This is a genomic window from Kitasatospora sp. NPDC048286, from assembly GCF_043201735.1.
Classification (GTDB): Bacteria; Actinomycetota; Actinomycetes; order Streptomycetales; family Streptomycetaceae; genus Kitasatospora.
Genome location: NZ_JBICZE010000007.1, coordinates 404,416 through 416,205, shown reverse-complemented (window position 1 = coordinate 416,205; position 11,790 = coordinate 404,416). Strand labels below are relative to the sequence as shown.

The window sequence follows — 11,790 nt, the reverse complement described above, 5'->3', positions numbered from 1 at the left end:
GGGCGCCCGGGAGGATTTCCGTATGCCTACGATCATCAGACTGGCGGGAGCCGGTTTTGCCGCAGCCCTGTCCCTGACCGCCGCCGCGACTCCGGCGGGGGCGACCGACCTCCCAGGCGAAGCGCGCACCGCCACCGTCATCAGCCAGCGGGTGGTCCTCACCCAGGCCGGGAACTACCCCACCGAGCAGAACCGGTACGGCGTCTTCTCGGTGTCCTGGCGCGCGTTCGGCACCGAGGACCTCGCCGGGCCGACCCACTTCACCGTCGACCTGCCGCCGGGCGTGACCACCGGCGGCGCGATGTTCTACTCCACGCCGAACGACTACACCTTCACGGAGACCGTCTCGCCCGACGGCCGTCACCTGGAGGCCGTCCTGTCCGGCAACCGCCGCTCCGGGACCGAGGAGTTCATGAAGATCCCGGTCGTCGCTGAGGGGGCCGGACCGGTCACCGGCGCGATCACCGCGCGGGTGGCCAACGCCAACGACACGATCCCGACCGGGCACGTCTCCACCTACCTGCTCGGCATCGGCCTGCTGCCGCCGCTGATCGGCTCGCAGCCGCGGATCGACGACGTCAGCGCCATCACGGGACCGGGCGCGGGCGGCACCCCTGTGACCGTCACCGGCGTCGGCCTGGAGGGCGCGATGGTGCTGGTCGGCGGCGTCCCGGCGTCCGGCACCTGCACCGACACCGCCTGCACGGTGACCACGCCCGGCGGCTCGGGCAGCGCCGCCGTCACGGTGGTCGGACCGGGCGGGAAGGTCACGGCCCCGGCGGTCTTCGACTACACCGGCGCCCCGCCGCCGCCCCCGCCGGCTCCCTCGCTCTCCGGCCTGAACACGCCCTCGGGTCCGGTCGGCGGCGGCACCGCGGTCATCGTGACCGGCGACGACCTGGCCGGCGGCACGGTCTCCTTCGGCGGCCGGCCCGCCACCCGGCGCTCCTGCGGCCCGCGGCTGTGCACCGCCACCGCACCGGCGGCCGACCAGCCGGGGCCGGTGGACGTCACGGTCACCACGGCGGGCGGCACCAGCGGCCCGGTGGCGTTCACCTACGCGCCGTAGCGCGGCTCACCGCCGCCGGGCCGGAGCCGGAGACCGGACCGGACCCGGAGGCCGGACCGGCCCCGGAGGCCAGGGCGAGCAGCGCCCCGGCAACCGGGGCCGGCCGTTCCCGTGACCACCACCGACCACAGGACGCCACTACTGTCGGAATCCATCACATGCGAAACAAGTGATTTGAAAAATTCTTCAAGTTCATACATGCTGTCGTGCCGTTGAACCGGTGGAAGGCGCGTCCGGGCGCCGTCGGACGCAGGAAGGGGCGGTCGTGACCGCGGCAATCGGCGAACAGTGGCCGCCCGCCCGGCGGTCGGAGGCGGGCGCGGAATGAGTCTCGCCACCGTCGTGGGCGACCGGGTGCGGGCCGTCCTGCCCACCCGGGCGATCCTCGCCACCATGGGCCGCGCCCCGCGCAGGGACCTGCTCGCCGGCCTCACGGTGGCGATCGTGGCACTGCCGCTGGCCCTGGGCTTCGGCATCTCCTCCGGCGCCGGCGCCGAGGCCGGACTGGCCACCGCCGTCGTGGCCGGGGCGCTGGCCGCCGTCTTCGGCGGCTCCGACCTCCAGGTGTCCGGGCCGACCGGTGCCATGACCGTGGTCCTCGTCCCGATCGTCGCCCGCTACGGCACCGACGGCGTGCTGACCGTCGGCCTGCTCGCCGGGGTGCTCCTGGTGGTCCTCGCCCTGGTCCGGGCCGGGCGCTGGATGGTGTACGTGCCGGTGCCCGTGGTGGAGGGCTTCACCGTCGGCATCGCCGGGGTCATCGCCCTCCAGCAGGTGCCCGGCGCGCTCGGGGTGCGCAAGCCCGAGGGCGACAACCCGGCCGTGGTCGCGGCCCGGGCGGTGCGCGACTTCGCCGCCGCGCCCCACTGGGCCTCCGTCGGCGTGGCGCTCGCCGTCGCCGCCGTGATGCTGGTCGGCGTACGGCTGCGGCCCGCGCTGCCGTTCTCGCTGATCGCCGTCGTCGCCGCGACCGTCACCGCCGAACTGGCCGGCCTGCCCGTCGCCACCATCGGCCACCTGCCCAGCGGGCTGCCGGCGCCCTCGCTCGGCTTCGTGGACCTCTCCGCCGTCCCCGCGCTGCTGCCCTCCGCGTTCGCCGTCGCCGCGCTGGCCGCGCTGGAGTCCCTGATGTCCGCGACGGCCGCCGACGCGATGAGCGTGTCGGGCCGGCACGACAGCGACCGCGAGCTGTTCGGCCAGGGGCTGGCGAACCTGGCGGCCCCGCTGTTCGGCGGCGTCGCCGCGACCGGCGCGATCGCCCGTACCGCCGTCAACGTGCGGTCGGGTGCCGCCTCCCGGCTCGCCGCCCTGGTGCACGCCGGGGTGCTCGCGGTGATCGTCTTCGCCGCCGCGCCGCTGGTCGCGGGGATCCCGCTGGCGGCGCTGGCCGGGGTGCTGATCGCCACCGCCGTCCGGATGGTCGAGGTCGGCTCGCTGCGGGCGCTGGCCCGCACCGGGCGCGGCGAGGCCGCCGTGCTGGCCCTGACGGCCGTCGCCACCCTGGCCTTCGACCTGGTCACCGCCGTGGTGGTCGGTGTGCTGGTCTCCGGCGTCCTGGCGCTCGCCGCCGTCGCCCGGGCGGCCCGGGTGGAACAGGTCGCGCTGCTCGCCGAGCCTCCCGAGGCCTCCGGCCGGGAGGTGCCCGGGCCCCGGCCCGACCGCGGCGACCACGGCGAGGAGGAGCGGGCGCTGCTCGCCGAGCACATCGTCGCCTACCGGATCGACGGGCCGCTGCTGTTCGCGGCCGCCCACCGCTTCCTGCTCGAACTCACCGAGTCCGCCGAGGTCGAGGTCGCGATCCTGCGGATGTCGCGGGTCAGCGCGATCGACGCCAGCGGCGCGACCGTCCTCGGCGACGCCATCTCCGCGCTCCGACGGCGCGGCACCCTGGTGCTGGTCTCCGGCGTGCGGGACGAACACCACCGCCCGCTGGACGCCCTCGGCGTGCTGGACAGGCTACGCGCCGACGGGCACGTCTTCGCCACGACCCCCGAGGCCATCGCCCACGCCCGTACCCACCTGCGCGAGCGGTCGGCCCCCGCCGACCACGACCGCACGGCCCCCGCCGACCGCGACCGCACGGCCGCCGGGGCCGGTGCCCACCGGCACCGGCACCCCCGCTGACCTCCTCACCCGTCCCGCAGGCCACCCCCGAACACCCTGGATAATCTGAACTCATGAGCGACAACCTCCCCCCGTGCCCGCAGTGCTCCAGCGAGTACACCTATGAGATGAACGCCCTCATGGTCTGCCCCGAGTGCGCCCACGAGTGGGTGCCCGGCGGTGGCGACCAGGCCGGAGCGCCGGCCGGCGAGCGTGTGATCAAGGACGCCGTCGGCAACGTGCTGAACGACGGCGACACCGTCACGGTGGTCAAGGCGCTCAAGGTCAAGGGCAGCGTCTCCGGCATCAAGGCCGGCACCAAGGTACGCAACATCCGGCTGGTGGACGGTGTCGACGGGCATGACATCGACTGCCGGATCGAGGGCTTCGGTGCGATGCAGCTCAAGTCCAGCGTGGTCAAGAAGGCCTGACCCGCGCGCCTGAACGGCCGCGCCCCGCCGAGGAGATCGGCGGGGCGCGGCCGTTTCGTCGTCCGGGGGCCTCCGCAAGGGGCGGGGGTGGAGCCGTCGCCCGATTTAGTTATATGCTCACAATGATTACAACAACACAAATAATCATGGAGCGTTCGTCATGCCCGATGCCGCTCGACCGCGGCCCTGGCTCGTGCTCGCCATCTGCTGCATGAGCCTGCTGATCGTCAGCCTCGACAACACCATCCTGAACGTGGCCCTGCCCGCCATCCGGCGCGACCTGGACACCTCGGTGTCCGGACTGCAATGGACGATCGACGCCTACACCCTGGTACTGGCGAGCCTGCTGATGCTCTCCGGCTCCACCGCCGACCGGATCGGCCGCCGCCGGGTGTTCCGGATCGGGCTGGTGGTGTTCACCGGGGCCTCCCTGCTGTGCAGCCTCGCCCCCGGGCTCGGCTGGCTGATCGCCGCCCGGATGCTGCAGGCGGTCGGCGGCTCGATGCTGAACCCCGTCGCCATGTCGATCATCAGCAACACCTTCACCGACTCCCGGCAGCGCGCCCGCGCCATCGGCGTCTGGAGCGCCGTGGTGGGCATCAGCATGGCCGCCGGGCCGATCATCGGCGGCGCGCTGGTCGAGTCGGCCGGCTGGCGGGCGATCTTCTGGATCAACGTCCCGATCGGCCTGGCCGCACTCTTCCTCACCACCCGCTACGTGCCGGAGTCGCGGGCGGCCCGCACCCGCCGGGTGGACCCGATCGGCCAGCTGCTGGTCATCGTGCTGCTCGCCGCCCTCACCTACGCGATCATCGAGTCGCCGGAGCGCGGCTGGACCTCACCCCTGGTGCTCGGCTGCGCCGCGGCCGCGCTGGCCGCCCTGCTGGGCCTGCTCTGGTACGAACCCCGGCGCACCGACCCGCTGATCGACCTGCGGTTCTTCCGCTCCGCACCGTTCTCCGGCGCCACCGTGATCGCGGTCGCCGCCTTCGCCGGCCTCGGCGGCTTCCTGTTCCTCAGCTCCCTGTACCTCCAGGACGTCCGGGGTCTCGACCCGCTGCACGCCGGGCTGTTCATGCTGCCGATGGCCGTCATGTCGCTGCTCACCGCGCCGCTGTCCGGCCGGATGGTGGCCACTCGGGGGCCGCGCACGCCGCTGCTGCTGGCCGGGACGACGCTCACCGCGAGCGCCGTGCTCCAGGCGGTCGGCTACTCCGAGCACCTGCCGACCGGGCTGCTGGTCGTCGCCTTCCTGCTCTTCGGCACCGGCTTCGGCCTGGTCAACGCGCCCATCACCAACACCGCCGTCTCCGGGATGCCCCGCTCGCAGGCCGGGGTGGCGGCGGCCGTGGCCTCCACCAGCCGGCAGGTCGGCCAGTCCCTGGGCGTCGCGGTGACCGGCGCCCTGATGGCCGGGACCGCCCTGGCGGACCCGGCGGCCTTCACCGGGGCCGCGCGGACGGCCTGGTGGATCATCGCCGGCTGCGGGGCGGCCGTGCTGGTCACCGGTACGCTCACTTCCGGCCGCTGGGCCCGGGCGACGGCCGAGCGCGCGGCGCGACGGCTCGCCGAGCAGGAGCCAGCCGAGGGAACCGAGGAGACGAAGGAGACGGTGGACGCCTGATGGAGCGCCTTGACACCGGCGGGCACCCCAAGGGGAGCGGGGCCGACGCCGCCACGGCGGCCCGGGTCTGGCAGGGGATGTACGCGCTCGTGCTGGAGCGCCACGACCGCCGCAAGACCGTCGCCGACGCCCTGGGCATGAGCTTCAGCCGGGTCAGGGCGCTGCGCCGGCTCGCCGCCGGCCCGATCACCCTGCGGGAGCTGGCCGAGCGGCTGACCGCCGACCCGCCGTACACCACCGTCATCGTGGACGACCTGGTGCGGCGGGGGCTCGCCGAACGCATCACCAACCCGGCCGACCGGCGCTCCAAGCTGGTCCACCTCACCGAGGAGGGCGAGGCGAAGGCGTCGCTCGCCACCGCGATCCTCAGCACCCCGCCGGACGCGCTGCTCGGGCTGCCGCCGGAGGACCTGCGCGCGCTCGACCGGGTACTGGCGAAGCTGCTGGACTGAGGCCGCGGCCGGCTCACCGCCCGACCCGGTCATCGGTCAGCGGTGAGCCGTCAGCCGCGTGCCGCGCCTCGCGTGCCGTCAGCCGTCCGAGCGCCGGAGCAGGTAGGTGTCCATGATCCAGCCCTTGCGCTCCCGGGCCCGCTCGCGCAGTTCACGGATCCGCGGGGCCGCCTCGGCGAGCGGCCCGGAGTCGAGCACCTCGTCGGGGGTGCCGAGGTAGGCGCCGTAGTGGATCTCCAGCCCCTCGGGGTCGATCTCGGTGAAGGCGGCCCGGCCGTCGAGCATCACCACCACGTCGTCCACCCCCTCGGGGAAGCCCTCCGCCAGGCGGCGGCCGGTGGTGATCTGCACCGGGCGGCCGACCCTGGTCAGCGTGGTGCGGTGCCGGGCGGCGAGCGCGGAGACGCTGCTGATGCCCGGGACGACCTGGTACTCGAACGGCGCGCCGCCCCGGGTGGACACGTCGGCCACCACGGCGATGACGCTGTCGTAGAGGGCCGGGTCGCCCCAGACCAGGAACGCGCCGCTCTCGCCCGGGCCGAGGTGCTCGGCGAGCAGCTGCTCGACCAGGTCGGCGCGGCGGACGCGCCAGTCGTCCACGGCGGCCGCGTACGCCGGGGTCGTGCGGTCCCGCTCGGCGTCCGGCACCTCGACCACGCGGTGCCCGGGCCGTCCGTGCTCGGCCAGCATCCGGCGGCGCAGCGCGATCAGGTCCTGCCGTTCCTCGCTCTTGTCGAGGATGAAGAAGACGTCGGTACGACCGATCGCCTTGACCGCTTGCAGGGTGAGGTGGTCCGGGTCGCCCGCACCGATGCCGATGACGAAGATGTGCCGCATGGGGGACATTCTGCCGTCCGCCCCGGCGTACGGGCCCGGGGGCCGTACGTGGCCGACCGAAGCGGTGGGCGGTGGCTGTGAGCTGCGCGGATGGACGTAAGCTGGCGGGGCAGCTGGTTCGCCCCGCCCGCCGGGCGGGGTGTCGTCACGAGGGAACCCGGCGGGAGTCCGGGACCGCCCGCAGCGGCGAGCGGCAACGACCGCCGTCCTGTGCGCCGGGCCCGGCAACGGGTCCGGGGAGCGACGACCGGTGGGTGTCCGTCCCGGTTCGGCCGGGAGGGCGCGCCCACGAGTCCGAAGACCCGCCGCTGCCCGCGTGCCGTGGTGGCCCGCGGCCCACCACGACCCCGAGGGCGGGCCGATGGTGCGGGTGGGCCGCATACGGACGGCTGCCCGCTCCTCGGCGTGCCCGAGGTGCGCGACCTCACGAAGGAGAGTTCCGTGCAGCGGAACGCCGACCACGATTTCCACGGCGCCATGACGGGCGGGCCGTCGCTGTGACCAGTCCCGCTGTCCTCTCCCGCACCCCGGCCGACTCGGCGGTCACCCTCGCCCACATCATGAGCGACCACGACACCAACCTCTACGGTTCGGTGCACGGCGGCGTGATGATGAAGCTGATCGACGACGCGGCTGCCGCCGCCGCGGGTCGGCACGCCGGTGTTCCCGCGGTCACCGTCTCGGTCCGGGGGATGTCGTTCCTCGCGCCCGTCCGGGCGGGAGACCTCCTCACCGTCCGCGCCCGGGTCGGCCGCGTCGGGCGGACCTCGATGGACGTGTCGGTGGAGGTGACCTCGGAGCGGTGGAACCTCGCCGGGCCGGTGACCCGGGTGGCGACGGCGGAGCTGGTCTTCGTGGCGGTCGACTCGGACGGCAGGCCCCACCCGGTACCGGAGCTGGTCCCGGAGGGCGCCTGCGACGAGCAGCGCGCCGACCGCAACGGGCCGGAGCACGAGTCGGTCGAGTAGCCGCCCGCGGCCGGGGCGTCTCACCATGCAGACGGCTTTCGAGATTTCCGCCTCGACGGCGACGCTTTGCCCCTAAGCTGGCGACGCAGCTGGTTCGCCCCGTCCGCCAGGCGGGGTGTCGCAAGAGGGAACCCGGTGGGAATCCGGGACTGCCCCGCAGCGGTGAGTGGGAACGACCGCCGTCATACGCACTGGACCCGGGACGGGTCTGGGAAGCGACGGCCAGTAGGTGTCCGTCCCGGTTTCGGCCGGGTGGGCGTGCCCGCGAGTCCGAAGACCTGCCACTGCCCGTACGCGACCGTTCGCGTGCGGCCATCCGGTGACCTCGTGGGCGGGTCGGCGACCATACCAGGCGGAGCCGTGCACGGGTGCGGGTGTCCGTCCGGTTCGTCATCCCTTCGCGTCCTCGTGCCACCACCGGTGCACTTGAGGATTCAGGCTCGCGAAGGAGAGTCCCTTGACAGCGAAGTCCGCAGCCGCGGCGTCCGTGGCCACCGCGTACGGCTACCCCCGGCAGGGTCGTAACCGTGAACTGAAGAAGGCGATCGAGGGCTACTGGAAGGGCGCGGTCACGGCCGAGGCGCTGCTGTCGACCGCGGCCGACCTGCGCCGGACCAACTGGGCCCAGCTCGCCGAGGCGGGGGTCGGGGAGGTCCCGACCGGTGACTTCTCGTTCTACGACCACGTGCTGGACGCCAGCGTGGCGGTCGGCGCGATCCCGCCGCGGCACCGGGAGGCGGTCGACGCCGACCCGCTGGTCGGGTACTTCGCGATGGCGCGCGGCAACCAGGACGTCGCGCCGCTGGAGATGACCAAGTGGTTCGACACCAACTACCACTACCTGGTACCGGAGTTGGGGCCGGACACGGTGTTCGCCTCGAACCCGGCCAAGGCGGTCGGCGAGTTCGAGGAGGCCCTCGCGCTCGGCCACACCGCCCGTCCGGTGCTGGTCGGCCCGGTGACCTACCTGCTGCTGGCCAAGCCGGCCCCCGGGGTGGCCGAGGACTTCCAGCCGATCACCCTGCTGGACCGGCTGCTGCCGGTCTACGCGGAGCTGCTCGCGGCGCTCAGGGCCGCGGGGGCCGAGTGGGTCCAGCTGGACGAGCCCGCGCTGGTCCAGGACCGGACCCCGGCCGAGCTGAACGCCGCCGCCCGGGCCTACCGCGAGCTCGGCGCCCTCACCGAGCGGCCCAAGCTGCTGGTCGCGAGCTACTTCGACCGGCTCGGTGAGGCGCTGTCGGTGCTGGCCAAGGCCCCGGTGGAGGGCCTGGCGCTGGACTTCACCGGCCCGGCCGCCGCCAATCTGGAGGACCTCGCCGCCGTCGGCGGCCTGCCCGGCAAGCGGCTGGTCGCCGGGGTGATCGACGGGCGCAACATCTGGATCAACGACCTGGAGAAGTCGCTGGCCACCCTGGCGACCCTGCTCGGGCTCGCCGGCACCGTCGACGTCGCACCGTCCTGCTCACTGCTGCACGTCCCGCTCGACGCCGCCGCCGAACGGGAGTTGGACCCGCAGATCGCCCGCTGGCTGGCCTTCGCCAAGCAGAAGGCCGGCGAGGCGGCGCTGCTCGCCCGCGGCCTGCGCGAGGGCACCGGCGCGATCACCGCCGAGCTCGCCGCCAACCGCGCCGACCTCGCCTCCCGCGCCAACTCCCCGATCACCCACGACCCGGCGGTGCGCGCCCGGGCCGCCGCCGTCACCGCCGACGACACCCGCCGGGCCCAGCCCTACCCGCGGCGGGCCGAGGCCCAGCGCGCCCGGCTCGGCCTGCCGCTGCTGCCGACCACCACCATCGGCTCCTTCCCGCAGACCACCGAACTACGCACCGCACGCGCAGATCTGACGGCGGGTCGGATCGACGCGACCGCCTACCGGGAGCGGATGGAGGCCGAGGTCCGCGAGGTCATCGCCTACCAGGAGAAGGCCGGCCTGGACGTCCTGGTGCACGGCGAGCCCGAACGCAACGACATGGTCCAGTACTTCGCGGAGCAGCTCACCGGCTACCTCGCCACCCGGCACGGCTGGGTCCAGTCGTACGGCACCCGGTACGTACGCCCGCCGGTGCTGGCCGGGGACATCTCCCGCCCGCACCCGATGACCACCGACTGGTTCGGCTACGCGCAGAGCCTGACCGACCGCCCGGTCAAGGGCATGCTCACCGGCCCGGTCACCATGCTCGCCTGGTCCTTCGTCCGCGACGACCAGCCGCTCGCCGACACCGCCCGCCAGGTCGCTCTCGCCCTGCGCGACGAGGTCGGTGACCTGGAGGCGGCGGGCGCGGCCGTGGTGCAGGTGGACGAGCCGGCCCTGCGCGAGACCCTCCCGCTGCGGGCCGCCGCCCGCCCGGCGTACCTGGACTGGGCCACCGAGGCCTTCCGGCTGGCCACCTCCGGGGTGCGGGCCGACACCCAGATCCACACCCACATGTGCTACGCCGAGTTCGGCGCGATCATGACCGCGATCGACGACCTCGACGCGGACGTCATCTCGCTGGAGGCCGCCCGCTCCCACATGGAGGTGGCCGGCGAACTCGCCGAGGCGGGCTACCCGCGCGAGGTGGGCTTTGGCGTCTGGGACATCCACTCGCCGCGCGTCCCCAGCACCGCGGAGGCGGTCTCCCTGCTGCGCGCCGGCCTGGCGGCGATCCCGGCGGAGCGGCTCTGGGTCAACCCGGACTGCGGGCTGAAGACCCGCGGCTGGCCGGAGACCCGGGCCTCGCTGGAGAGCCTGGTCGGCGCCGCCCGGACGCTGCGCGCGGAACTGGCCGGCTGACGGAGCAGTATGGCGGCGGGGGTGGGCACGGCGACCCGTGGCGCCCACCCCCGGACCCGGGCCGCTACCTCCACCTCGTGGGCTCCGCGGCCCGGGTGATCACGGGTTGACCCAGCCGGCGGTCAGCGTCTGCACGGCCGAGCCGTCGAGGTCCTTGAGCTTCACCCCGGCGAAGGCCCGGGCGGCGTCGGAGGTGAGCAGCCGGAAGGCGGGGCGCTCGGCGTCGAGCAGGCCGAGGATCCGCTCGGCCGCGTCCTCGGCCGTCTGCGCGTTGGCGAAGGCGTTGCGGGTGCGGTTCAGGTAGTTGGCCAGGGCCGGCGCGTACGGGCCGGCCTGCTCGGCGGCGTCGTCCGTGAGGCCCACGTTGCTGACGAACTCGCTGGCCACCGCGCCCGGCTCGACCACGCTGACGGACACCCCGGCGGTGGCCGCGACCGGGGCGAGGGACTCCATGAAGCCCTCCACCGCGAACTTGGCGGCGCAGTACGCCTCGTTGAAGGGCTGGCCGACCACGCCGCCGACGCTGGTCACGGTCAGCACCCGGCCCCTGCTCGCCCGCAGCAGGGGCAGGGCGGCCTTGGTGACGTGCAGTACGCCGAAGAAGTTGACCTCCATGACGGCGCGGACGTCGTCGACGCTCTCCTGCTCCAGGGTGCCGACGTGGCCGGCGCCGGCGTTGTTGACCAGGGCGTCCAGCCGGTCGACGCCGGACAGGCAGGCCTCGACCGAGGCCGGGTCGGTGACGTCCAGCGCCCGGACGTCGACGGTGACCCCGGCCTGCTCGGCGGCGGCCAGCAGCGCGCCGGCCTTCGCGGTGTTCCGCATGGTGGCGATCACGTGCCAGCCGCCGCGGGCTGCGGCGACGGCGGTGGCCAGGCCGATGCCGGAGGAGGTACCGGTGATCAGGACGGTCTTGTTGCTCATCGCGCTGGACTCCATATGCTTATGGTTCATAACCAATATGATCCATAACTATGCGGCCCGATATTTCACTTTGTCAAGCACCTCGATACCCTGGTGGTCATGCCCCACCCATCGGATGACCTCACCCCGGAGATCGTCGGACTCTTCGCGGCCATCAACCGCCGCTACGGCCGGGAGTCCGAGGCGGCCGCGGCGGTCCACGAGCTGACCGCGCTGCAGGCCAAGGCGCTGCTCGCGGCCGAAGCGCCGGTCCCGACCCGCCGGATCGCCGAGAAGCTGCACGCGGAGCCGTCCAACGTGACGGTGATCATCGACCGGCTGGAGTCCCGCGGTCTGGTCGAGCGCAGCGTCGACCCCGCCGACCGCCGCGTGAAGCGGGTCGCCGCCACCGCCGCCGGGCGCGAGGTCGCCGCCGACCTGCGGGCCCGGATGCCCTTCACCGGAGACCCGCTGGCCCGGCTCGGCGCCGAGCAGCGGGAGTCCCTGCGCGAACTCCTGCGGCTGGTCCTGGAGGCATGACGGCAGCCCCCCGGACGGTTGTCCGGGGGGCTGCGGCCCTTCCCTCGGAACTCCTTCGGAATCCCTTCGGAAAATCTCGGGGGGGGGGAA

At 73.9% G+C, this 11,790-nt stretch carries 10 protein-coding genes and 1 riboswitch; of the genes, 8 read left to right on the top strand and 2 right to left on the bottom strand.

All coding sequences use genetic code 11. The features are described 5' to 3' along the window. The first annotated feature begins 22 nt into the window (after positions 1 to 22). From ACGF13_RS19920 to ACGF13_RS19900, 5 genes are all read left to right on the top strand, one after another. Positions 23 to 1,069 carry an IPT/TIG domain-containing protein gene (locus ACGF13_RS19920; RefSeq protein ID WP_392876702.1) on the top strand — a complete coding sequence of 349 codons (1,047 nt, stop codon included), beginning with the start codon at positions 23 to 25 and terminating at the stop codon, positions 1,067 to 1,069. A gap of 324 nt (positions 1,070 to 1,393) precedes the next feature. After that, positions 1,394 to 3,193 (top strand): SulP family inorganic anion transporter, encoded by a 1,800-nt coding sequence (locus tag ACGF13_RS19915; protein ID WP_392876699.1) that lies wholly within the window; start codon positions 1,394 to 1,396, stop codon positions 3,191 to 3,193. Between the two features lie 53 nt (positions 3,194 to 3,246). Then, entirely contained in the window at positions 3,247 to 3,603 is a 357-nt protein-coding gene (locus ACGF13_RS19910) for a zinc ribbon domain-containing protein YjdM (protein WP_392876696.1), read from the top strand. 160 nt (positions 3,604 to 3,763) lie between these two features. Then, positions 3,764 to 5,227, top strand: a complete 1,464-nt coding sequence (locus ACGF13_RS19905; RefSeq protein WP_392876693.1) for an MFS transporter — start codon at positions 3,764 to 3,766, stop codon at positions 5,225 to 5,227. After that, positions 5,227 to 5,679, top strand: coding sequence for a MarR family winged helix-turn-helix transcriptional regulator (locus ACGF13_RS19900; protein ID WP_392876690.1), 453 nt, complete (start codon positions 5,227 to 5,229; stop codon positions 5,677 to 5,679). The genes ACGF13_RS19905 and ACGF13_RS19900 overlap by 1 nt, the downstream gene beginning before the upstream one ends. Positions 5,680 to 5,757: 78 nt before the next feature. On the opposite strand, the gene cobF is transcribed toward ACGF13_RS19900, so the two are convergent. Continuing rightward, on the bottom strand, positions 5,758 to 6,516 hold the full coding sequence (gene cobF, locus ACGF13_RS19895) for a precorrin-6A synthase (deacetylating) (RefSeq protein ID WP_392876687.1): 759 nt from the start codon (positions 6,514 to 6,516) through the stop codon (positions 5,758 to 5,760). 497 nt (positions 6,517 to 7,013) lie between these two features. Here cobF and ACGF13_RS19890 point away from each other — a divergent pair, with 497 nt between their 5' ends. Both ACGF13_RS19890 and metE read left to right on the top strand, forming a co-directional pair. Further along, positions 7,014 to 7,484 (top strand): acyl-CoA thioesterase, encoded by a 471-nt coding sequence (locus ACGF13_RS19890; RefSeq protein ID WP_392876684.1) that lies wholly within the window; start codon positions 7,014 to 7,016, stop codon positions 7,482 to 7,484. 73 nt (positions 7,485 to 7,557) lie between these two features. Continuing rightward, positions 7,558 to 7,785, top strand: a riboswitch (cobalamin riboswitch). A gap of 156 nt (positions 7,786 to 7,941) precedes the next feature. Next, positions 7,942 to 10,257, top strand: a complete 2,316-nt coding sequence (metE, locus tag ACGF13_RS19885; RefSeq protein WP_392876681.1) for a 5-methyltetrahydropteroyltriglutamate--homocysteine S-methyltransferase — start codon at positions 7,942 to 7,944, stop codon at positions 10,255 to 10,257. Positions 10,258 to 10,356: 99 nt separating this feature from the next. On the opposite strand, the gene ACGF13_RS19880 is transcribed toward metE, so the two are convergent. Further along, positions 10,357 to 11,211 carry an SDR family oxidoreductase gene (locus ACGF13_RS19880; protein ID WP_392876678.1) on the bottom strand — a complete coding sequence of 285 codons (855 nt, stop codon included), beginning with the start codon at positions 11,209 to 11,211 and terminating at the stop codon, positions 10,357 to 10,359. Positions 11,212 to 11,280: 69 nt separating this feature from the next. On the opposite strand from ACGF13_RS19880, the gene ACGF13_RS19875 reads away from it, so the two are divergent. Beyond that, positions 11,281 to 11,700, top strand: coding sequence for a MarR family winged helix-turn-helix transcriptional regulator (locus ACGF13_RS19875; protein WP_392876676.1), 420 nt, complete (start codon positions 11,281 to 11,283; stop codon positions 11,698 to 11,700). Positions 11,701 to 11,790 lie beyond the last annotated feature (90 nt).

Coding starts and splice junctions, on each gene's coding strand:
- ACGF13_RS19905 (WP_392876693.1), top strand. CDS start 3,764: ATGCCCGATGCCGCTCGACCGCGGCCCTGGCTCGTGCTCGCCATCTGC.
- ACGF13_RS19910 (WP_392876696.1), top strand. CDS start 3,247: ATGAGCGACAACCTCCCCCCGTGCCCGCAGTGCTCCAGCGAGTACACC.
- ACGF13_RS19880 (WP_392876678.1), bottom strand. CDS start 11,211: ATGAACCATAAGCATATGGAGTCCAGCGCGATGAGCAACAAGACCGTC.
- ACGF13_RS19915 (WP_392876699.1), top strand. CDS start 1,394: ATGAGTCTCGCCACCGTCGTGGGCGACCGGGTGCGGGCCGTCCTGCCC.
- cobF (WP_392876687.1), bottom strand. CDS start 6,516: ATGCGGCACATCTTCGTCATCGGCATCGGTGCGGGCGACCCGGACCAC.
- ACGF13_RS19920 (WP_392876702.1), top strand. CDS start 23: ATGCCTACGATCATCAGACTGGCGGGAGCCGGTTTTGCCGCAGCCCTG.
- ACGF13_RS19875 (WP_392876676.1), top strand. CDS start 11,281: ATGCCCCACCCATCGGATGACCTCACCCCGGAGATCGTCGGACTCTTC.
- ACGF13_RS19900 (WP_392876690.1), top strand. CDS start 5,227: ATGGAGCGCCTTGACACCGGCGGGCACCCCAAGGGGAGCGGGGCCGAC.